The organism is Streptomyces sp. NPDC051364 (assembly GCF_040682115.1).
GTDB lineage: Bacteria > Actinomycetota > Actinomycetes > Streptomycetales > Streptomycetaceae > Streptomyces.
Window position 1 is genome coordinate 18267 of the sequence record NZ_JBFBAH010000036.1, and the last position, 22251, is coordinate 40517.

The window sequence follows — 22251 nt, forward strand, 5'->3', positions numbered from 1 at the left end:
CGGTATGAGCAATCTCGATCGCCAGCCCGCTCTCTCCGCCTGCGGCGGCCGCGGCTTCGTCGTGGCCGAACCCGTCCGCGAGCTTCTCAGCCCGCGCACGGTCAAGCTCGGGGAATCCACCGAGGTCCGCCGACTCCTGCCCAACCTGGGACGCCGCATGGTGGGCGCCTGGTGCTTCGTCGACCACTACGGCCCGGACGACATCGCCGGCGAGCCCGGCATGCAGGTCGCCCCGCACCCGCACTCCGGGCTCCAGACCGTGAGCTGGCTGCACGACGGCGAGGTGCTGCACCGGGACAGCGTGGGCAGCCTCGAGACGATCCGCCCGCGCGAGCTCGGCCTGATGACCTCGGGCCGCGGCATCAGCCACTCCGAGGAGAGCCCCCGCTCGCACGGCCGCCTCCTGCACGGCGCCCAGCTGTGGGTGGCCCTCCCGGAGGCCCACCGTCATGTGGAACCCCATTTCCAGCACCACGCGGAGCTCCCGCACGTGACCGCCCCGGGCCTGACCGCCACGGTCATCCTGGGCACCCTGGACACGGCGACCTCGCCGGGCACGGCGTACAGCCCGATCGTCGGCGCGGACCTCGCCCTCGCGGCGGGCACGGAGACCCGGCTCCCGCTGAACCCGGACTTTGAGTACGCGGTCCTGTCGATGTCGGGCGAGGCCCACGTGGACGGCGTCCCGGTCCTCCCGGGCTCGATGCTCTACCTCGGCTGCGGCCGCACGGAACTCCCCCTGCGCGCGGCCACGGACGCGGGCCTGATGCTGCTGGGCGGCGAGCCGTTCGAGGAGGAGATCGTGATGTTCTGGAACTGGATCGGCCGGAGCAACGAGGAGATCGTACAGGCCCGGAAGGACTGGATGGAGGGCACTCGCTTCGGCGAGGTAAAGGGCTACGACGGCCCTCCGATCCCTGCGCCGCAACTCCCGCCGGTTCCGCTGAAGGCGCGTGGACGAGTGCGCTGACCTGCACCTTTCTGAAGCAGGCAGCTCAGCCGAGATCGTTCGAAGAGAGGCCGCCACTCCTCGAGGCCCTCTTCGGACGCTCGACGTTTCCCATGTGTGACCAGCTGGGGTCAGCTTTGCCAGGGCCAATGCTGACCCAATGCCGACTTTGGTGACAGTCCATCAGGTCTGGTGGTGTCCCGAGACCTGCGACGTGGCGCCGATCGGCGTCGGCAGCCGCTCGGTACAACGTGTTGTACCGAGCGGAGGGGTCAGCCTCCGACGTGGATGCCGGGGCGGCGGGCCGGGTCGGGTTCGTGTTTGCGGATGATCTCTCGGGTCACGGGGGCGGTGTCGCCGCGGCCGAGGAGGAAGTAGCGGAACATGTGGGTCAGGGGACTGCCTTCGGCCCAGGCGAAGTAGCAGTGCGGTTGCACGCCGGTCGTGTCGCGAAGGGCGAGGAGAATCGCGGCGATGGCGTTCGGGGCAGCGGGGGCTTCGGCGCGCAGGATCCGGTATCCGTCTACCTCGACCCCGTGGACGGTGAGGGTGTCGCTGAAGTCCGAGGGGTCGACGACGTCGATCTCCACGAACATCACATCGGCCGGACCGGGTACCGGGTTGTTGCCGCGCTGTTCGCGTTCCTTGTCGGCGTACTCGGCGCCGTCGCCTGCCTGGCGGCGGTTGGCGATGATGTTGATCGCGTTGTCGTAGGCGATGGTGTCGGTGATGAACTGGCGGGCCGCGGGGTCGAACACGATGTGGTCGGCGCGTAGTTCGGTGGTGCGGGATACGCGGGAGATCAGGGAGACGAGGACGATTCCGGCGATGAACAGGCCGGAGATGGTAATGCCGTCGGGCTTGTCGATGATGTTGGCCACCAGTGCGTAGAGCAGCATCGCGGTCAGCATGGTGAAGCCGGCGGTGGTCGCGCGTTGGCGGCGGCGCAGCGCCGACACGGTGACGGCGAAGGCGCCGGAGACCATCATGGCGAGGATGCCGGTGGCGTAGGCGCCGGCCTGGGCGTTGACATCGGCGTCGAAGGCGATGGTGATGATGACGCAGAGAGCCGTGTACACCAGCACGACCGGGCGAACAGCGCGGCCCCATTCGGGGGCCATGCCGTAGTCGGGCAGGTAGCGCGGGACGATGTTGACCAGTCCTGCCATCGCGGAGGCGCCCGCGAACCACAGGATCAGGATGGTGCTGATGTCGTAGACGGTGCCGAAGGCTTCTCCCACCTGTTCGTGGGCCAGGTAAGCCAGGGCGCGACCGTTGGCCGCGCCACCTGCTTCGAATTCCTTGTGCGGAATCAGGACCGTGGTGACAAAGCTGGCTGCGAGCAAGTAGACGCTCATGACGGCCGCCGCGGTGGTCAGCAGCTTCCGGGAGTTGCGAATGCGGGACTGCAGCCGCTGCTCGGCGTCCTCGCCTTCCGCGGCGATGAGCGGCATCATGCTCACCCCGGTCTCGAAGCCCGACAACCCCAGCACCAGCAGCGGGAAGGCCACCAGCGCAGGCCCGACCAGGTCGCCCAGTCCACCTCCGCCGTCGACGAGCGCGTCGGTCCACGCCGACCATGCGCCCGGCGAGGTGACGACCTCGACTACGCCGACAGCGATGGTCACCGCGTTGAGCAGCAGGAAGACGGCGACCAGAGGGATCGCGACGCTGACCGCTTCGCTGAATCCGAGCAGGAACACACCGCCGAGCAGCAGCAGGAGCGCCACCGTGATGGCGACCTCATGGCCGTGCAGGGCCTGCGGGAAGAACGGGTTCTCCACCACGTGCACGGAAGCGTCCGCCGCGGAGAGGGTGATGGTGATGATCCACGAGGTGGCCACGAACCCGAGCAGGACCAGGACGAACAGCTTGCCCCGCCAGAACGGCAGCAGGTCCTCGAGCATCGCCACCGAACCGGCCCCGTGCGGGCTCTCGCGGGCGACCCGCCGGTACATCGGCAGCATCCCCAGCAGGGTCAGCGCCACGATCAGCAGCGTCGCCAACGGTGACACCGCGCCCGCCGCGAGCGCGGCGATCGCCGGGACGTAAGCGAGGCTGGAGAAGTAGTCCACCCCGGTCAGGCACATCACCTTCCACCAGGCGTGCGGCTCGCTGTGCCCCTCGCCGGCCGCCGGCCCCACCGGCTGCACCCGGTGGCGCAGCAGCCACTGGGCAAGACCGCCAGTCGGTGGTGCCTGCAGAGCGGGACTCTCCACTACTTCCGGCACGGCCAGATCGTTCACGTCTGTCATGTCAACCATCAACCCTTCCAACCCGCCAAGCCCACCGGCTCGATGGGCCGGCAGCGATGACCGAGTATGGGGTCTTCCGATTTCGCAATTCCCGTCGGGGTTCTGCTGTGCAGGACCGCCCGCCCTGACCGGTCCCTTCGGGCTGGCCAGGCCCGACGTGGAGCTGCCGACTACCCGTAGGTGGTGAGCCGTTGAGTGTCAGCCGTTTTCACAACGACGGCGCTTGAGGAACCACCACGCCCCGGCGATCGCCGCGATGACGAGGACTCCGATGCCGATCGGCAGAGCAAGGGAGGTGTCGTCTTCCTTCTCGGCTGCGGGAGCGGGGGTCGGGGACTTCTCGGCCGGCGGCTGAGTGGACGACGCGCTGGCTGGCGCTCGGACTCGCGAGTGGGCTCTGCGCCGGGGCGCAGTCGGCGCGCTCGGCTCGGCGCGAAGTCGGTAACGCAGCGAAGTGGTCGGAAGCGAAGTCGCTCTCGACGGGCGGTACCTGAGCCGGGATCACCAGCTGTGCATAAGTGCCATCGCGACACCGACTGCAACCACCGCCCCGGAGACCGTCATCGCGATGACCAGACCGCGCGTGCTCTTGGGTAGACGCTCAGGGAGGCTCACCTCTTGTGGGCGCTTCGGGTCGTAGACCACCTCCATCCGGCCTCCGACCTTCACCGGGGGAAAGACGAACGGGCCCACCGTGTGCTGCCGGGCGGGCCCGTCCCGAGGGGTGTACTCCAGCAGCAGCATCGAGCCCTGCGCGACCTGCCCGATGTTCACACAGACCGCTGAGGTCCGCACGCCACGCTTCAACAGCGGGCTGGAGTGGATGTACACACCCGCGGAGATCCCGAGGACCAGCAGCCCGATGAGCAACGACATTACGACCAGCATGACCACGGACGCCCCCCGACCGCTCGAAAGACCTGATCATGGCGCACGTGGGAACGGCACACAAGGCGCATTACCTTCGTGGAGGGTGTGCGACGCTCCCGAGGACCCAAAGGGGAGCAGGGACCGTCGCAACGGTTCATCTGGGCAATGGCGCGCTGCCCGACGTGATCGCCGACGCGGCCGTCCTCACCACCATGGGCGGCACCCTGGAACCCACCACCGTCGGCCCCGGGTTCGCGGTGAAGCTCACGCTTCCCGTAGCAGCCCGCAGGCGGGATCAGTGACTGGCACGAGGGCGTGAGTGGTCACTGCAAGCCGGAGGCCTTGAAGACCGTGTGGGCCGTCTCGCGGTCGATGCGCTGCGTCAGTTGTCGCAGGGCGGTCGCGCCGTGCAGCAGAGTGCCGCGCCGGATCGATGCGCGGGTGTCGGTGTCGAGGCGGTGCCACATCGCCGGGTTGCGGATCACGACGGTCGGGTCGATCTCGACCTGGCGCCATCTTGATGGGGTTCCCGCCGGCGGGAACCCCATCGGCTTCAACGGCCCGGTGGGCTGGTCGAAGGTGACGGCTGGGAGTAGTCGTACGGCGGCGGGCTCCACGGTGCGGGGGCGGGCGCGGGCTTGAATGGTCCGGCCGTCGCGCTCTGAGGAGGCCGCCGTGAGGAAGCAGGGCAGCCCATTTCGGCGCGTCTTGGGATCCGCCTGTCAATCCCTGCCGGCTTTCAGCTGCGGGCTGTCGTCGGCGGGCCGGGAACGGGGCCGGGGGTGCATGAAGACAGCGAGCGGCAGGGCCGTACTCTGCTGACGGCAAGACAGGCGCTGCTGATGCGACGTAGCCGTCCGTTGCAAGTCGGTGACCAGTTCGCATCATGTGCCCGACGAACGACCAGGAGGTTGACCGGTGATCACTCTGACCGCAGTCGCAGGAGTGGCCCTGGTCGAACTGGGCATGGCCCTGACTCCGGGTCCGAACATGATTCACCTCACCTCTCGCGCGATCACCCAAGGCCGCAGGGCGGGCCTGGTCAGCCTCGGCGGAACCGCCGTGGGATTCGTGTGCTATCTGCTGGCTGCGGCTGCAGGCCTGTCGGCGTTGTTCGCTGTCGTGCCAGTGGCGTTCATGGCGGTCAAACTCGCTGGAGCCGCCTACTTGGCCTACCTCGCTTGGGACATGCTCAAGCCCGGCGGCAGCTCGCCCTTCGCCCCGGCCCAGGATCTGACTCCGGTCTCTGACGCCCGCCTGTTCTCGATGGGGCTGCTGACGAACCTGCTCAACCCCAAGATCGCTCTTATGTATGCCGCCCTACTGCCCCAGTTCTTGGACCCCCAGGCAGGCCCGGCCTGGGGACAACTGCTCCAGCTCGGTGGGGTGCAGATCATCGTGGGGCTCTCGGTGAACGCTCTGATCATGTTGGGCGCAGCGCGGGTGTCGGGATTCCTGATCGCCCGGCCTCGTGCCATGACTGTCCAGCGGTTCACGGCGGGTGGCCTGCTCGGTGCCTTCGCGATGCACACCGCGCTGTCCCGTACTCCTGTCTCGACCTGAACCCGGCCCGCGTCGCCGGGACGCCAGACCAGGGCCCAGCCACGCCGCATAGTGCCGTGCGGCCCGCTGTACTCGGCCTACGCGCGGACCGCCTGGCCGGCCGGCGTCGATGCCTCCGTGGGGCAGCCGGACGAAGTCGGGGCGGCGGCCACCGCATCGGCCGCCCCGCAAGGCGGCCCGACCCGCTGCCCCGATGCCGGACCGTCTCCGCCCCCGCCGCCGACCGACAAAGATCAGTTACGCTGGCCATCGCGCGGGGCGCGTACGGGCGGGCCGCCCGGCTCGGGGAACCTCACGTCCGGTACGACGGTCATACTCAGCAACCACATTCACTGGCCTGCCCTCCTGCCGCCTCCAGGCACGGGGCCGGGGAGGATCCACCGTGTCACGTCAGGTACTCGTCGTCGGTCCGGATCGGCCGGATGCCTTCCGCACCATCGGTGAAGCCCTGGGAAGAGCCCGCCCGGGCTCCGTTCTGCGCATCCTTCCCGGCACGTACGAGGAACGGCTCACCGTCACCAGTTCGGTGACCCTCGTCGCCAACGACGGCCCCGGAACCGTGGAGATCGCCCCCCGGCACGGCTCCGCGCTCACCCTGCTCACCGACGCCGTCCAGCTCACCGACCTCACGCTGCGGGGCCACGACGCCGAACTGCCCGTCGCCGTCGCCACGCGGGGCCAGATCGCCGTGGACGGCTGCGACATCAGCGGGGCCGCCTGGACCGCCGTACTCAGCAGCGGCACCGGTTCCCTGGCCCTGCGCGACTGCCGGATGTCCAACGCGGTCGGCGCCGCGGTGGTGACCACCTCCGAGGAGGAGAGCTTCCTCGAAGCCTGCGTCATGGAGAACCTGGGCACCTCCGCCGTGGTGATCGCCGAACGCGGCAGCGCCACCGTCCGCCGCTGCGTCGTGCGCGACGCGCGGGGCAACGGCATCCTCGCCAACGGCGAGGGGAGGGGAGTCGTGGAGGACTGCCAGATATCGGGGACCGAGAAGCCCGCGATCGCACTCGAAGGCGCAAGCACCCTGCGGGTGGCCCGCACCGAGGTGCACGATGCGGTCGTCGGCGTCTACGTCACCTCCACCGGACGCAACCTCCTGGAGGACGTCTCGGTGACCGGCACCACCGGTCACGGCTTCGTCCTGTCCGCCGGAACCGCGCCACGACTGACCCGCTGCCACAGCGAACGCACCCGGGGCCACGGTCTGTTGATCCTCGACCGGGCGCGGGGCATCGTGGAGGAGAGCTCCTTCCACACCGCGGAGAGCGCCGCCATCCGGATCGCGGGCCCCTGTGCGCCCACCCTCACCTCGGTACGGGTCCGCGACAGCGCGGGCATCGGCGTACTGCTGGAGGAGGAAGCCAGCCCCGAGTTCGACGACTTGGAGGTCGAGGAGGCGGGCGCGGCCGCCGTGTGCGTCCGCTCCGGCGCGGCCCCGCTGCTGCGCCGCGTCCGTACGACCGGAGGCGCCGGACCTGCGATCGAGGTGCTGGCCGGCGGCCGGGGCCGAGTGGAGGACAGCCGCGTCGACCGGCCCGGCGGCCCGGCCCTGCGGGTCGCGGACGGGGGCACCTTGTCGGTGGCGGCCACCGTCCTGCGCGAGCCCCGTGGCTGCGGAGTGTCGGTCGGCCCGGCCGGCACCGTCACTCTGCGCGACTTCTCCGTCGAGAACGCGGCGGAGAGCGGCATCGAGGTGGAGGACGGCGGCGAACTCACCGCCACCCGCACCCAGGTGGAGAAGTCCGGCGCCCACGGCATCCGCGTGGCCTCCGGCGGCCGGGCCGCGCTGCACACCTGCGAGTCGTCCGCGAACGAGGGTGACGGCATCCGGATCGAGAGTGCCGGCCCGGTCGCGCTGACCGCGTGCGCCGTACGGGACAACAAGGACAGCGGACTTCGCCAGACCGTCGTCGGGGAACGCATGAGCGTCGAGGAGCTCGACAGCTCCGGCAACGGCGTCGCGGACATCTGGGGCACGCCCGAGGAGGCGCGGGGCGTGGAAGGACGGCTGCCCGCCGGGACGGTACCGGCCCCGGTCCCGGGGCGTGCGTCGGAGGGCCCCATCGGTGAACTGGAGGCGCTGATCGGGCTGGCCGGCGTCAAACAACAGGTCCTCACCCTCATCAACCTCAACCGCCTCGCCCAGCGCCGGGCGAGCCTGGGGCTGCCGCTCCCGCCCATGAGCCGCCACCTGGTCTTCGCGGGCCCGCCCGGCACCGGCAAGACCACCGTCGCCCGGCTCTACGGCAGCATCCTCGCCCAGCTCGGCGTCCTGCGCTCCGGACATCTGGTGGAGGTCTCGCGGGCCGACCTGGTGGCGCAGGTCATCGGCGGCACCGCGATCAAGACCACCGAGGCGTTCACCCGGGCGCTGGGCGGAGTGCTGTTCATCGACGAGGCGTACACCCTGCTGTCCGACGGCAAGGGATCGGGCGCCGACTTCGGCCAGGAGGCCATCGACACCCTGGTGAAACTGATGGAGGACCACCGCGAGGACGTGGTCGTGGTCGCGGCGGGCTACGCGCCGGACATGGAGTCCTTCCTGGCCTCCAACGCCGGTCTGGCCTCACGCTTCACCCGCAGCATCGAGTTCACCGACTACACCACCGACGAACTCGTCACCATCGTCGACAGCATGTGCACGGCCCACAGCTACGAGCTCACCGAGCCGGCCCGTGACGCGCTCGTGGTGTGCTTCGACCGCATCCCCCGCGACGCGCTGTTCGGCAACGGCCGCACCGCGCGCAAGGTCTTCGAGGAGATGGTCGACCGGCAGGCGTTCCGGCTCGCCGAGCTTCCCGACGCCGACGAGCACGCCCTGACCCGGCTCGTGGCCGAGGACGTCGGCGTGGAGGACCTCAAGGAAGCCGAGGACGAGGCCGACGGCGACTCCGGGCCGCTGGCCAGGCTCCAGGCGATGGTCGGCCTCGCGGCCGTCAAGCGCGAAGTCACCGACCTGGTCAACCTTCTGTCGACGGCCAGACGCCGCACCGAGGCCGGACTGCCGGTCTCCCGGATCAGCAACCACCTGGTGTTCGCGGGTCCGCCCGGCACCGGCAAGACCACCACCGCCCGGCTGTACGGCGAACTGCTGGCCTCCCTGGGCGTCCTGCCGCGCGGCCAGCTCGTCGAGGTGTCCCGGGCCGACCTGGTCGGCCGCTACATCGGCCACACGGCGCAGATGACCCGGGATGCCTTCGACCGGGCACGCGGCGGTGTGCTGTTCATCGACGAGGCGTACGCCCTCACCCCCGACTCGGCGGGCGGCTCCGACTTCGGCAGGGAAGCGGTGGAGACCCTGCTGAAGCTGATGGAGGACCACCGTGACGAGGTGGTGGTGATCGCGGCCGGCTACACCGAGGAGATGGACCGCTTCCTGGCCTCCAACCCGGGTCTGGCGTCACGGTTCACCCGCCATGTGGAGTTCGAGGACTACAGCTCGCGGGAACTGGTCACCATCGTCCGCGACCATGCCCTGGCCAACGGCTACGAATGTGCTCCGGGGACCGAGCAGGCGCTGTTCGACCTCTTCGAAGCGGTCCCGCGCGGCAGGTCGTTCGGCAACGCCCGGCTGGCGCGCCAGACCGTCGAGGCGATGATGACGCGGCAGGCGGGCCGGGTCGCCGCCCTCGCCGAGGCGGACGTCGACGACCTGCGTCTGCTCCTGGTCCAGGACATCCCGCCGTCCGCCGCCCGCCGCTGATCCGGGGCGTGAGCACCCGCAGGTACCGGCGCGACAGTGAGGAAGCCCCCGTGAGAGTCCGCCCGTCCCACACTCACCGTCGAGGCGCGGCCGTGTCCGTGGCCGTCGCCGTGCTCGCGCTGTCCGCCGTCCCGGCGCCGGCCGCGACGGCGGCGGACGGCGTGGACCTGCCGCCCGTCCCGACGGCGGTGGCACCGGACAAGCCGTGCACCGCCGAGTCCGCCACCGTCGTCACGGCGGTGCCCTGGGCCCAGCAGGCCCTCAACCTCGCCCATGTGTGGCAGCTGGGCCAGGGCTCCGGGACGACCGTGGCCGTGGTCGGCACCGGGGTGTCCACCACGGCGCCCGCGCTGGCCGGCCGCGTCACCGCGTTGGGTGACGCCGGAGGCGACTGCGTCGGCCACGGAACGTTCCTGGCCGGACTGGTCGCCGCCCGGCCAGGCGCGGGCCAGGGCTTGTCCGGGGTCGCGCCGCAGTCCAGGATCCTGGCCGTACGCGGTACCGGCACGCGCGGCGAGCCGGACGCCGAGCGGCTGGCAGCCGCGGTCACGGAGGCGGCCGACGCGGGCGCCAAGGTCATCGTGGTCGGCACTTTCGTGGCCACGGACACCCCGGCCCTGCGCTCCGCCGTACGCCATGCCCTGGACAAGGACGCCGTGGTGGTGGCCACCGCCGCGCCGGAGAACAACGCGAGCGGCTCCCGCGACACCCCGCTAAGGGTCTACCCGGCCGCCCTGCCCGAGGTGATCGCCGTGGTCGACACCGGCCCCGGCGGCGAGCGCCCGCAGAACGCGCCGCAGGCCGAGCGCGCCGACCTGTCCGCCCCCGGCGACGTGATGGTCGGGATCGGCCCCAAGGGCGAGGGCCACTGGACCGCCTCGGGCAGCGCGGAGGCGGCCGCCGTGGTGGGTGGCGCCGCCGCCCTGGTCCGCGCCTACCACCCGGACCTGACCGGCGCCCAGGTGCGTGCCCGTCTCCTCGCCACCGCCTACCCGGGCGGTCAGCCCGCGCTGGACGTCTACGCGGCGGTCTCCGCGACCCGGCCGCCCGCCGCGGGCCCCGGCCCCTCCGGCCCGCCCGGGACGCTACGGGTTCCCGTGGCGGCCACCGCCACCGGTGCGGGCCGTACCGCCCTGCTCGTGGCCGGAGTCTCCGGGACCGTGCTGCTGGTGGCGCTGCTGCTGATGGCCGTGGTCCCGCGCGGCCGGGCCCGCCGCTGGCGCCCGGGCGGCAGCGGCGGCTCGTAGGCGCGTACGGAGGCGCGTCAAGCGGCGCTTCAGGCGGCGCTTCAGGACATGGGGCCGTCCGGCAGCGCCAGCTGGACCAGGCTCGTCTTGCGCCGGGCGATGCGGATCGCCCGCCCCGGCGGCAGCGTGCGGGGCTTGACGTTCCCGAAGAGGTACCCCTCGGAGGCCGGGCAGGACAGCAGCAGCGCCGGGGTGTTGACCTCCTGCATTCGGCGCAGCAGCGCGTCGTTGAGGCCGCGGCCCGCGCCCGCCGCCGAGCGCGCCACCACCAGGTGCAGACCGACCTCGAAGCCGAGCGGCAGGTGGTCCAGGACCGGGTCGAACGGGTTGCGCATGGCGGTGCTGTTGACCATGTCGTAGTCATCGACCAGGACGAAGATGCGCGGTCCGGTCCACCAGTCGCGCAGCCGCATCCGCGCGGGGCTGATGTCGGCGCCGGGAAGCCGCGTCGTCATCGCCCGCCCGGTCCCGTCGAGGAGATCGCGCAGCGGGTCGGCGGAGACCGCGTGCCCGAGCCGGTACTCCTCGGGGACGGCCTCGATCAGCCCGCGCCGGTAGTCGACGACCAGCACCTTGGCCTCGGCGGGGGTGTAGCGGTCGGTGATGGCCTTGGCGACCAGACGCAGCATCGCCGTCTTGCCGCTCTCGCTGTCGCCGACGACGATCAGGTGCGGGCTTTCGGTGAAGTCGTGCCACACCGGGGCGAGCGACTCCTCGTCCATGCCGATGGCCAGGCGCAGATCGCCCTCGGGAGCGGGCAGATCGGCGGCGTGCAGGGTGGTGGGCAGCATACGGACCCGCGGCGCGGGCGGCGCGTTCCAGCTCTCGGCGACGGCCTCGACGAACGCGGCGACGCCGTCGGAGAGGTCCTCCGGGTCCTCGATCCCGTCGATGCGCGGCAGCGCGCCGAGGAAGTGCAGCTTGTCGGGGGTCAGACCGCGGCCGGGGACCCGCGGCACGGTGGCCGCCTTGCGGACGTCGATGCCGGACTCCATCGAGTCGCCCATCCGCAGTTCGAGCCGGGTGCCGGTCTGGTCGCGGACGGCCGGCGAGAGCTCGGCCCAGCGGGCGGTGGTGATGACCACGTGCACGCCGTAGTTCAGACCGCGGCCGATCACGCCGTTGACCACGGTGACCAGGTCCATGAAGTCGTTGCGCAGGGTGGACCAGCCGTCGATGACCAGGAAGACGTCGCCGAACGGCTCCTCGGGGAACTCCCCGGCGGCGCGCCTGCGCCGGTAGGTGGCCATGGAGTCGATCCCGCGCTCGGCGAAGAACAGCTCGCGCTGGTTGAGCAGCGAGGTGACCTCGGCGAGGGTGCGGCCGATCCGCTCGCTGTCCATCCGGCCCGCGACGCCGCCGACGTGCGGCAGACCGGTGAGCCCCGACAGGGTGCCGCCGCCGAAGTCCAGGCAGTAGAACTGCACTTCGCGCGGACTGTGCGTGAGGGCCAGGGCCGCGATCAGCGTGCGCAGCAGCGTGCTCTTGCCGCTCTGCGGGCCCCCTGCGATGCCGACGTGGCCGCCCGCGCCCGACAGGTCCACGGTGAACAGCTCGCGCTGCTGCTCGAAGGGCTTGTCGACGATGCCGACCGGGACCACCAGCCGGCCCCTGGCCTGCGTGTCGGCGGTCAGACCGTGCTCGGGGTGCGGCTCCAGCGGCGGCAGGATCTGGTCCAGGGTGGGCGGCAGGTCCAGCGGCGGGAGCCACACCTGGTGCGCGGGCGGGCCCGCGTCGGCCAGCCGTTCCAGGGCGACGGAGAGCAGGGTCTCACCGGTGTCGGGCTCGGGCCCCACGGGATCCGGGTCGGGAGTCGCGGGAAGGTCCCGGGGCACGGTCCAGTTGGTCGACCAGGGCACGATCTGCCCGGCTATGCGGGCCTGCGGGATGTTGCCGAGCCGGCCGGCCCGGTGCGGCCCCGAGACGTACGCGGCGCGGAAGCGGGTCAGCGCCTCCACCCCGCTCTTGAGGTATCCGCTGCCGGGCTGCGGCGGCAGGTGGTAGGCGTCGGGGACGCCCAGGACGCCGCGGCTCTCCATCGCGGAGAAGGTCCGCAGGCCGATGCGGTAGGACAGGTGGCTCTCCAACTGGTGCATCCGGCCTTCGTCCAGGCGCTGCGAGGCCAGCAGCAGGTGCACGCCCAGACTGCGGCCGAGCCGCCCGATCATCACGAAGAGTTCGATGAACTCGCGGTGGGCCGCCAGCAGTTCGCTGAACTCGTCGACCACGACGAACAGCGAGGGCAGCGGGGCGAGCGGGGCCCCGGCAGCGCGGGCCTTCTCGTACTCCAGGACAGAGGTGTAGTTGCCGGCGCTGCGCAGCAGTTCCTGGCGGCGCATGAGTTCACCGTGCAGGGCGTCCTGCATCCGCCCGACCAGGGCGGACTCGTCGGCCAGGTTGGTGATCACCGCCGAGGTGTGCGGCAGGCCGTCGAGCCCCAGGAAGGTGGCACCGCCCTTGAAGTCCACAAGGACGAAGTTGAGCGTCTCGGACGAATGGGTGAGGGCCAGACCGAGCACCAGCGTGCGCAGCAGTTCGCTCTTGCCGGAGCCGGTGGCGCCGATGAGCATGCCGTGCGGGCCCATGCCCCCGAGCGCCGACTCCTTGATGTCCAGCTCGACCGGCTTGCCGTCCTCACCGATCGCGATCGGCACCTTGAGCCTGTCGGCGCCGTCGACCCGGTGCTGCCACAGCGTGGCCGGTTCGTGGCGGCGCAGGTCGGGGATGCCGAGCAGAGCGGTGAGCTCGGTGTCGGCGGCCATGGGTTCGCCGGTGTCGACGGTGATGCCCATCCGGTACGGCGCGATCAGGGTCGCCAGGGTACGGGCGGCGGCCGGGCCGAGGGCGTCGGGGCGGCCGAGTTCGGTGGTCTGTTCCTTGCGTTCCCGGTCGGTGCGGACCAGGCCCACGCTGCCGTCCTCGACGTCCAGCCGCAGGGTGGTGCGGCCGGGCTTCCAGGACAGTGCGCCGGACAGGTCGATGACGACGGTGTTGCGGTACCCGGGCCCGTCCGCGCGATGGCCCGCGGGAACCTTGCCACCGTCGATGACCAGGACGGTGTACGGCTCCTCACGGGCCGGCAGCGCCTCCGGGTCGAAAGGTGCCCGGGCGGTGAACTCCGTGCCGAGCCGGTCCTCCAGCTCCCCGAGGGCCGAACCGACCAGCCGGGCCGGGCCCGCGCCGTCGTGCTCGTCGGGATGCTGGGCGTGCGGCAGCCACTTCACCCAGTCCCAGGCGGCCCGCCGCTCGTCGCTGACGCACAGCGCGATCCACAGGTCCTCGGGGGAGTGGAAGACGGCGAGCTGCGCGAGCATCGCCCGCACCAGCGACCGGGCCCGCTCCTCGTCGCCCCGCAGCAGTACCCGGGACCAGGCCCGCAGGTACAGGGCGATGGGCTGGTCGGGGACGGTGCCGTAGGCGCGGATGAAACTGCGCAGCGCGTGCGCCGACAGTGGCTCCAGGTCCTCGACGGGCTTGGTGGACAGCGGGGCGAGACGCACCGCCAGCCGCTGGTCGCCGATCGCGACCCGGATCTCGGCGAAGTCGTCGTCGGTGGGGCGGCGTTCCCACAGCCGGGAAGTGCGGGCCAGGGCCCACAGCCCGGTCGGCTCCGGATGCCGCCAGGCCAGGGCGAGCTGCTGGTCGCCGATGGTGCGGCGGACACGGCGCCGGCTCTGAGCGAGATAGCGCAGGTAGTCGCGGCGCTCACCGCGCAGGCGGCGCTTGCGGTCGCCGGAGGTGCGCACCAACTGCCCGACGACCATGGCCACCGAGGAGAGCAGCATCAGGCCGATGGCCATGTAGCTCATGACGGTCGCCTCGCCGGGGCGGACGAACATCAGCAGCATCGCCACCGAGGTGAGTCCCATCGGCAGGTACATCCACATGGCCGAGGAGTTCGGCTGTGCCTCGGGGAGGCCGGGCGGCTCCTGGAGGCTCATCTCGCCCTGGGGCATGTCGGGGCCCCGGCGGCGGGCCGGGCGCCGGAAAAGGACCGTACTCAACGGGGGAACTCCTCGGGCTGAGACGCGGCCGGCCCGCCCGTGACACTGACGCGTAGGGCGAATCCGGCACCGTGCCGGGCTGATTGGGTCGTGGCGGGGAGCTCCCCTCCGGATCACGACAGGATGAGACCGTACGTCAGATGATCGGCCGGGTGCGAGCTGGTGTGCCAATTGGCCACCCTGTAATGATGTTGTCCGATCATCAAACGGAACGCGACGCAACCTCTTCGTCGCCGTACCCCTCCTCCTGATCGCAATCCCCCTCACCGAAGCGTGGCGTTCATGACTGATACCTCGGCGGCCGGCCTGTGCCGGCTCACGGTCCGTACTCCTGAAAGGGTCGTCGACCTGGCCGTACCCGCCGCCGTACCGATCGCCGACCTGCTGCCCACGCTGGTCAGCTACGGCGGCGAGGGGCTGGAGGAGAGCGGGCTCGACCACGGCGGCTGGGTCCTGCAGAGACTGGGCGGCGAGCCGCTCGACGAGGAGGGCACCGCCCAGTCGCTGGAGCTGCGCGACGGCGACGTGCTCTACCTGAGGCCGCGCGCCAAACAACTGCCGGAGGTGCACTTCGACGACCTGGTCGACGGGGTCACCACCTCCATGCGCGCCCACGGAAGTTCCTGGAACGAGCGGTACAGCCGGGTGATGCTGCGCGCCGTGATGGTGGCGCTGCTGGCGGCCGGTCTGCTGGCGCTGGCCATGCCCGGCGGCGACCGCCAGTTGCGGGCGGGGCTGGCCGCGGCGGCCGGACTGCTGGTGCTGGCCGGCGCCGCCTCCGCGAGCCGGGCCGTCGGCGACGCGGCCGCGGGCGCCGCCCTCGGTGTGATGGCGGCGCCCTATCTGGCGCTGGCGGGCGCGCTGCTGCCCACCGGCGGCGCCGCCTCGGCTGCCTCGGGGGAGCTGCTGGGGGCCCGGCTGCTGGCCGGATCGGCGGCGGGCGCGGGCGGCGCCGTACTGGCGGTGGCCGCGGTGGCCGCCTACGTACCACTGCTGACGTCCTCGGCCGTGGTGGCCCTCGCCGGAGTGGCGTGGGGCTCGCTGATGCTGCTGATGGAGATACCGGCCTCCCACGCGGCGAGCATGACGGCGGTACTGGCCGTGGTGTTCGGCTCCGTGGTGCCCGCGCTGTCCGCCCGCCTCGCGGGCCTGCGGCTGCCCGCGCTCCCGACCAACGCCGACGAGCTCCAGCAGGGCATCGACCCGCACGACAACCAACTGGTCGTGGCCCGTGCCGCGCTGGCCGAGGAGTGGATGACCGCCCTGTTCGCGGCGGCCGGGCTGGTCTGCGGCGGATGCCTGGCGGGCCTGCTCCTGGACAGCCCGCGCCTGCCGGCCCTGATCACCGCCGGGGTGCTGGCCGTCCTCCTGCTGCTGCACGCCCGGGGGATCGGCGGCGCCTGGTCGCGGCTCGCGGTACTGCTGCCCGGAGTCGGCGGTTGGCTGCTGCTGGCGTTCGTCGCCTCGGCCCGGGTGGCGCCGGGGCTGCGGCCCGCGCTGGTCGGCGTTCTGCTGGCGGCGGCCGCGATGACGGCGATCGCGTCCTGGACGGTGCCCGGCCGGCGGGTGGTCCCGTACTGGGGCCGCGTGGCGGACCTGCTGCACTCGATCGCCGCGATGGCGCTGCTGCCGCTGGCGCTGTGGGTGCTCGGCGTCTTCGGCGCCGTACGCGCGATCGGCAGCTGACCAGGTGACGGTGGAGAAGAGGCATCATGCAGTCCAGGCGTGACCAGGTACAGGCACACATGTTCGTCGTCGGCAGGCTCACCGCGGGCATGCTCCGGGCCGACCCGGACGCCCCGGACAGCACGGTCGGCCGGACCACGCGCGGAATGGGCGTCGGCATCGCGGTCTCGCTGCTGCTGGCCGTGGCGTTCCTGCTGTACGGGCTGATCTCGCCCGGCGCCGGTCAGACCTGGCGCGACGGCCGGGCCCTGCTCGTCGAGAAGGAGACCGGCAACCGGTACCTGCTGCTGGAAGGCGCGCTGCGACCGGTCGGGGACTACGCCTCGGCACGGCTCATCCTGGGCGAGCAGCCCGCCGTGAAGACGGTCGCCGCCCGATCGCTGCGCGGCATCCCGCACGGCCTGCCGGTGGGCATCGCCGGCGGCCCGGGCACACTGCCCGCCCCCGCGGACGTCAACAAGGGGATCTGGCTGGTCTGCGCGGTGACGTCCACCGACCCGTCCGGAGCGGTGAAGGCGCGCACCTCCCTGCGGATCGGCCCGCCCGCCACCGGCCACGACCCGCTGGAATCGGGCCGGCCCCCCGGCGACGAGGGGCTGTTGGTGTCCGGCCCGGACGGCACCCCGTACGTGCTGTGGCACGACCGGCGGCTGCGGCTGGACACCGGACGCGGCGCCGCCCAGGCCCTTGGCTACGCGTCGGCCACCGCGCGCCCGGTCTCCGGCGCCTTCCTCGACAGCGTGCCCGCCGGCCCCGATCTGGCGGCCCCCGAGGTCCCCGGCCGGGGAACGCCCGGCCGCACGCTGGGCGCCACCGCCACCAAGATCGGACAGGTCTTCCTCATCCGGCCGCCCGGCGGGCAGGAGCAGTACCACCTGATGACCGGCGAGGGGCTGCGGCCCGTGTCGGCCACCGTGGCGGCCCTGGTACTGGCGGACCCGCAGACCGTGCGGCAGGCGTACGGGGGCGGCCCTGCCACCGCCCTGCCGGTGGGCGCCGACCAGTTGGCGGCCGGTGCGGCAACCGGTGGGCCCACGGGGCAGGGCTCTGCGGACGCGCTGCCCGCCGTGCCGCCCCGGCTGCTGGCCCCGGCCGCCGGTGAGGGCCTCTGTGTGGGCGTACGGCCGGACGGAACCAATCCCCGGGTCGGCCTGACGGTCGTGCCGTTCGACCGCGCTGCGGCCGACGCCGAGCCGTTCACGGCGGGTCTGGGCACCGCCCCGGCCTGTCTGCCGGTGGACCGGGTGTCCGTACCGGCCGGCGGTGGGGCGCTGGTCCAGGCGCTCGGCGCCGGCGGCGGCGCCGTCGGCAGCACCCTGTACCTCGTCACCGACACCGGGGTGAAGTACCGGCTGGCGTCCAAAGCCGCGGTCAAGGCGCTGGGTTACGACGGGACGCCGCCCCAGGGGGTGCCCTCGCGGCTGCTGTCGATGCTCCCGTCCGGACCGCTCCTGGACCCGGCGGTCGCGGCCCGGACGGTGACGGCGCCGCCCGCCCCGGATGAGTGCCGCGGTTGACGGCGGTCCGCTGTCCGGAAGTTGACGGAGCGCCGGAAGTTCTGGAAAGAAATTGCCCGTCTGTGCAACCTGTCGGTTTTCGAAGCGGTCTTCTCCTCCACACAGGTGATCACTGCGAGCTGAGAAGGACTTCCCCATGACGGAAGCGAACCCCATGAACGGACAGCAGTCGTCCGTCACCTCCACCCGCAATGGCATCCTGGCCCTGGAACAGGCGTTCAGCGGCATCATGCGGATCCGGACCGACGTCAACTCCACCCAGCACACCCTGGGTTCCGGCTACCAGGGCTCCGACGGCGGCGGCTTCCAGAAGCTGCTCACCGCGTGGGACCAGCAGGTCGACGTGATCCTGCGCAACCTCGACAGCATGGTCGACACCCTCAACCAGACGCTCGCCAAGCACAACGAGCAGCAGGGTTCGAGCAACACCGAGATCGACACGGCGTTCAGCCGTTCCGAGGCCGCCTTCAAGGCCATCACGGGCTGAATCACGGGCTGACCCTCCCGCTGAATCGATACGCCACAACCCTACGGAGACACCCATGGCCGGAAACACCAGCGACGGCTTCATCCACGTCGACTACAGCTCTATGAACAACTCCGCCGACGACATGGTCCAGCAGACCAAGGCCATCGCGAGCACGATCGCCAGCCTCGACCAGGAGCTCAACACCCTGAAGACGACCTGGTCCGGCGCCGACGCGGCGGCGTACGCGGGCAAGCAGCAGGCCTGGGACAACGCGGTCAAGGCGCTGGAGCAGATGCTCACCTCGCACGCCGGCCTGCTCGGACAGATCTCGGACAGCTACAAGTACACCGAGAACAGCCTCCAGCAGATGTGGAGTTCCGTGAAGATCGGCTGACGCCGACCTCTCCGGGACGGCGGCGCCGGTTGCCGCGCTCCCCCGTCGCGACAGCCGGCGCCGCCCGTCCTCCCTCCCCTTCCGCCGCCCCCAGGAGCTACGTCATGGCGACTGCGAACCAGAACCTCACACACCTCGACGGACAGCACCTCAAACTGTTCATCACGAATGATCTGGAACCCTTCCTCAAGGAACTGACGGCCATAGCCGCTGATCCCACGCCGCCCGCCGACTGGTATTCGATGGGACAGCTGGCGTTGTCCCTGAATGTGGAGTCGAAGGAGACCAAGCCTGATGCGCAGTTGAAGATCGGTCCGATGGGCCGGTCGGCGATCAGCACCTCCGGCAAGGAGATGATCACGAATACGCAGAAGGCGGCGGCGGCCATCGCGAAGGTTCTTTCGGATCAGAAGACGCTCTTCGGCGACATCGATACGGACCTCAAGCAGACCATCGAGAAGTACCTGAAGACGCAGGGCGACAGCCTGGATTCCATCGCGAGCTCGGACTTCATCACGGAGATGGACCTGGTCGACCGGGACCTCACACCCCCAAAGGCCCCGCCGGTGGCGCCTCCCACGACGACGACCTGATTCCACCCACCAGCAGGACACCTCGCACTCACCTCTTGGAGCCCCGTACTCATGGCCGCCGATGCATCCCAAGCCAATCCCAACCACTGGGAGGTGGTGGCCGGGCTGCTCACCGGCTTTACCGGCCCCACTCGTGCCGACATGTCGAAGATAACCGGCAGCGGCGGGCTTCCATGGGTCACGGTGACCATCAAGAGCGGACAGCCCACCACGGTGGGGGCCAACGTGGACGGCCACAGCTACGTGCTCTCGTACTGCGGTGAGCCTGACGGGGCGTGGAACAAGACATATCCCAAACTTTATAAGATCTGTATTGATTTCGTCTGGGGCGCTGGCACCGGAAAGCACTTCGGTGACAGCGGGGATGCGGGGTCTTATAACTGGGGCTACGGCCTGGCGCTGCAAACGCTTCGGGATGCCCACAACACCCAGTTCTTCAAATCGGGCGCGTACGAGGTCGCCACCGGGGACGCGGTGGACCTCAAGAGTTTTGAACTGGTGGCCAAATCGTTCGACAAGGTCGGGGAATTCTTCAAGGGTCACGCGAACACGCTCGCTACGTGGACCGAAGCGCTGGGCAAGCCGGATGCGGCCTGGCAGGGCAACGCGGCAGGCCTCTTCCGGCACCTGTTGGAGGATCTCGACACGGCCTATCAGGGCTACGGCAAACAGCTGCACCCGGCTGGCTGGACGGCTACACACAAGGGAATTCACACTCCCGATTACCTGAGCACCACCCGGTATGGTGACTCCCTGATCGAGGCGCAGAATGCGCTGCATAAATGCGTGACTGAAATGTGTACGATCTGGAAAAGCTGGATCGACACCGAGAAGGTGGAAATACCCGGACGTAGGAGCACGTTCAACCCCGCGGGTCCGGCGAAAGCCCACTACTTGCAGACCACCACACTGCTGTACATTCTGGAAGACCTCCTCAAGTGGATCCAGGAGAATAACCTCAGTAAAGTCCAGTCGACGGTCACGTATTCCGGTAAATATAGCAGCACCGCCCACTACAACAGTTCCGCGGACTTCAAGTCCCAGACCGTCTGGGGGAATCTCGGTGACACCGCCACGTGGTCGACCATCCTGGCCGAGGCGGTGAAGATCTGGGAGAGAAATGTTGAGATCAGCCTCGACGACAAAATAAGGATTCCTGTCAGCACCATGAACGAAGTCTGGAAGACGGTGGCCGCCGGCACCGGCGGAACGGCGGCCGGATTCCCCCCCGCCACCCTGCGGTCACTGACCTCTTACCAGACAGAGGACAACAAGAAGAAGGAGCTCGACGACAAGACCAAGAAGGAGCTCGACGACAAGACGAAGGAGAAACTGGACAACGACAAGAAGCAGGACGAGTTCAATAAGCTGCTGGGCGGCGGTGGCGGTTCGGGCTCCGGCGGCAATGGGCTCAAGAAGGAGACGAAGAACCTCGGGGACGGGCTGCACGCCAACCCCCTCGGCCCCAACTCGGTGAAGAATCCCGACGGAAGCGTCACGACCCGCAATCCGGACGGCAGCACGACCACCCGCAACAAAGACGGCAGTATCGTCACGCGCCATCCGGACGGCACCGTGGTGACGACCTTCCCGGACGGCCGCAAGACCGTCACGGGCCCCCCGCATTCGCTGCTGCCCAACAACCCCAACCCGCTGTTCCCCGGCGGTCCGGGCCCCGGCCCCAGGACGGTCAAGAACCCGGACGGCAGCCTGACCACGTACAACCCGTCGGACGGCTCCCGCAGCACCAAGTTCCCGGACGGCACCACCACCACGGTCGCCAAGGACGGTACGACCACCACCGCCACCCCTGACGGCAGCACCACCGTGCTGCACAAGGACGGCAGCGAAACCGTCACCTACCCGGACGGCACCCGCACCACCATCACCAAGGACGGCACGTCCACCACGCACTTCCAGGACGGCAGCAGCACCGTCCACTCCAAGGACGGGAAGCTCGTCACCACCGACGCCTCCGGCCACAGCACGGTCACCCGCCCCGCCCCCGGAACCGTGGTCCACAACCCGGACGGCGGCACCACGACCTTCAACGCCGACGGCAGCACCACCTCGACGCACATCAACGGCACGAAGACCACGATCGACCCCGGCAAGGGCATCGTCACCACCACGGACCCCGGCGGCACCAGAACGGTCTCCGATCTGAAGGATGGCACCTCGACCATCCGCTACGCCGATGGCAGCACCGCCGAGGTCGGCACGGACGGCAAGGTCACCACCCATTACAAGGACGGCAGCAGCACTGTCCTGGAGCCGGACGGCACGCTCACCACCAAGGACTCCTCCGGCAGTTCCTCCACCACCCACCTCGGGGCCTCGGACGGCGGATCGCAGAACGGCGGGCCGACGGTCCAGCACGGCAGCGACGGCTCCACGACCACCACGTACCAGGACGGCACCGTCACCAAGAAGCTGCCGGACGGCACGGTGACCACCACCTACCGGGACGGCAGCACGTACACCACCGCCCCGGACGGCCGGGTGACCACCACCGCGGCGCTGATCAGCAGGCTGGCCCCGAATCCCCTGAACCTGGACCGGATCGGACCGGTGTCCACTGCGCACGGCACAGGCTCGTACACGACGAACCTGGCGGCGGGCCTCAACACCGGCAACAGCGGTGCCACGTACCGCTCGGCCGTGCCCCTGGAGTCGACCGGCCTGCCGGCCGGCCGGGCCATGACGCCGGGAACACCGGCGCAGCGCACGTCCGTTCCGGTCACCACCGCCGAACAGGCCGCGCTGACAGGCGGCGCCCGCCCCGCGACCACGTCGAGCGGAGCCGGCGGAATGCCGATGATGCCGCCCGGCGGCGGCGGAGGCGGCGCACCCGGCATGGGAACCCAGAGCGACGAGCGGGAGCGCGTCACCTGGCTGTCGGCCGACGAGGACGTCTGGGGTACGGACGAAGGCGGCGCCCCCGCCGTGATCGGCCGCTGACCCCCGCAGCGACCCCAGCGACCACACGCCCCATCAC

General features: G+C 70.6%; 14 protein-coding genes. 10 read left to right on the top strand and 4 right to left on the bottom strand.

The genetic code is table 11. The features are described 5' to 3' along the window. Positions 1 to 4: 4 nt before the first annotated feature. The gene (locus tag AB0M76_RS37705) at positions 5 to 970 is read left to right on the top strand and encodes a pirin family protein (protein ID WP_365957244.1); all 966 of its coding nucleotides are present in this window, start codon (positions 5 to 7) and stop codon (positions 968 to 970) included. 251 nt (positions 971 to 1221) lie between these two features. Here AB0M76_RS37705 and AB0M76_RS37710 read toward each other — a convergent pair whose 3' ends face one another. The 3 genes from AB0M76_RS37710 to AB0M76_RS37720 all read right to left on the bottom strand — a co-directional run bounded on the left by AB0M76_RS37710 (position 1222) and on the right by AB0M76_RS37720 (position 4691). Beyond that, complete coding sequence (locus tag AB0M76_RS37710; protein ID WP_365957245.1) at positions 1222 to 3204, bottom strand: amino acid transporter; 1983 nt, start codon at positions 3202 to 3204, stop codon at positions 1222 to 1224. A 501-nt stretch (positions 3205 to 3705) separates the two neighbouring features. Continuing rightward, entirely contained in the window at positions 3706 to 4080 is a 375-nt protein-coding gene (locus tag AB0M76_RS37715; protein ID WP_365957246.1) for a DUF3592 domain-containing protein, read from the bottom strand. Positions 4081 to 4397: 317 nt separating this feature from the next. After that, positions 4398 to 4691, bottom strand: coding sequence for a hypothetical protein (locus AB0M76_RS37720; RefSeq protein ID WP_365957247.1), 294 nt, complete (start codon positions 4689 to 4691; stop codon positions 4398 to 4400). Positions 4692 to 4992: 301 nt separating this feature from the next. Between AB0M76_RS37720 and AB0M76_RS37725 the strand changes: the two genes are divergently transcribed. The 3 genes from AB0M76_RS37725 (at position 4993) to AB0M76_RS37735 (ending at position 10590) form a co-directional block, all read left to right on the top strand. Further along, positions 4993 to 5637 (top strand): LysE family translocator, encoded by a 645-nt coding sequence (locus AB0M76_RS37725; protein ID WP_365957248.1) that lies wholly within the window; start codon positions 4993 to 4995, stop codon positions 5635 to 5637. A gap of 382 nt (positions 5638 to 6019) precedes the next feature. Further along, positions 6020 to 9343 (top strand): AAA family ATPase, encoded by a 3324-nt coding sequence (locus AB0M76_RS37730; protein WP_365957249.1) that lies wholly within the window; start codon positions 6020 to 6022, stop codon positions 9341 to 9343. 92 nt (positions 9344 to 9435) lie between these two features. Continuing rightward, positions 9436 to 10590, top strand: coding sequence for a S8 family serine peptidase (locus AB0M76_RS37735; protein WP_365957250.1), 1155 nt, complete (start codon positions 9436 to 9438; stop codon positions 10588 to 10590). Positions 10591 to 10631: 41 nt separating this feature from the next. Here AB0M76_RS37735 and eccCa read toward each other — a convergent pair whose 3' ends face one another. After that, a complete protein-coding gene (gene eccCa / locus AB0M76_RS37740; protein WP_365957251.1) occupies positions 10632 to 14594 on the bottom strand; it encodes a type VII secretion protein EccCa in 3963 nt (1320 codons plus the stop codon). A 282-nt stretch (positions 14595 to 14876) separates the two neighbouring features. Here eccCa and eccD point away from each other — a divergent pair, with 282 nt between their 5' ends. The 6 genes from eccD (at position 14877) to AB0M76_RS37770 (ending at position 22214) form a co-directional block, all read left to right on the top strand. Further along, on the top strand, positions 14877 to 16280 hold the full coding sequence (eccD, locus tag AB0M76_RS37745) for a type VII secretion integral membrane protein EccD (RefSeq protein WP_365957252.1): 1404 nt from the start codon (positions 14877 to 14879) through the stop codon (positions 16278 to 16280). A 26-nt stretch (positions 16281 to 16306) separates the two neighbouring features. Then, entirely contained in the window at positions 16307 to 17797 is a 1491-nt protein-coding gene (gene eccB / locus AB0M76_RS37750) for a type VII secretion protein EccB (protein ID WP_365957253.1), read from the top strand. A gap of 136 nt (positions 17798 to 17933) precedes the next feature. Further along, positions 17934 to 18284, top strand: coding sequence for a hypothetical protein (locus AB0M76_RS37755; RefSeq protein WP_365957254.1), 351 nt, complete (start codon positions 17934 to 17936; stop codon positions 18282 to 18284). A gap of 55 nt (positions 18285 to 18339) precedes the next feature. Continuing rightward, positions 18340 to 18660, top strand: coding sequence for a WXG100 family type VII secretion target (locus AB0M76_RS37760; protein WP_365957255.1), 321 nt, complete (start codon positions 18340 to 18342; stop codon positions 18658 to 18660). A 104-nt stretch (positions 18661 to 18764) separates the two neighbouring features. Further along, positions 18765 to 19253 (top strand): type VII secretion system-associated protein, encoded by a 489-nt coding sequence (locus tag AB0M76_RS37765; protein ID WP_365957256.1) that lies wholly within the window; start codon positions 18765 to 18767, stop codon positions 19251 to 19253. 51 nt (positions 19254 to 19304) lie between these two features. After that, positions 19305 to 22214, top strand: coding sequence for an AAWKG family protein (locus AB0M76_RS37770; RefSeq protein ID WP_365957257.1), 2910 nt, complete (start codon positions 19305 to 19307; stop codon positions 22212 to 22214). Positions 22215 to 22251: the final 37 nt, after the last annotated feature.

Excerpts from the sequence above, each read along its gene's own strand:
- AB0M76_RS37705 (WP_365957244.1), top strand. The coding sequence starts at position 5 with ATGAGCAATCTCGATCGCCAGCCCGCTCTCTCCGCCTGCGGCGGCCGC.
- AB0M76_RS37710 (WP_365957245.1), bottom strand. The coding sequence starts at position 3,204 with ATGACAGACGTGAACGATCTGGCCGTGCCGGAAGTAGTGGAGAGTCCC.
- AB0M76_RS37715 (WP_365957246.1), bottom strand. The coding sequence starts at position 4,080 with ATGTCGTTGCTCATCGGGCTGCTGGTCCTCGGGATCTCCGCGGGTGTG.
- eccD (WP_365957252.1), top strand. The coding sequence starts at position 14,877 with ATGACTGATACCTCGGCGGCCGGCCTGTGCCGGCTCACGGTCCGTACT.
- eccB (WP_365957253.1), top strand. The coding sequence starts at position 16,307 with ATGCAGTCCAGGCGTGACCAGGTACAGGCACACATGTTCGTCGTCGGC.
- AB0M76_RS37755 (WP_365957254.1), top strand. The coding sequence starts at position 17,934 with ATGACGGAAGCGAACCCCATGAACGGACAGCAGTCGTCCGTCACCTCC.
- AB0M76_RS37760 (WP_365957255.1), top strand. The coding sequence starts at position 18,340 with ATGGCCGGAAACACCAGCGACGGCTTCATCCACGTCGACTACAGCTCT.
- AB0M76_RS37765 (WP_365957256.1), top strand. The coding sequence starts at position 18,765 with ATGGCGACTGCGAACCAGAACCTCACACACCTCGACGGACAGCACCTC.
- AB0M76_RS37770 (WP_365957257.1), top strand. The coding sequence starts at position 19,305 with ATGGCCGCCGATGCATCCCAAGCCAATCCCAACCACTGGGAGGTGGTG.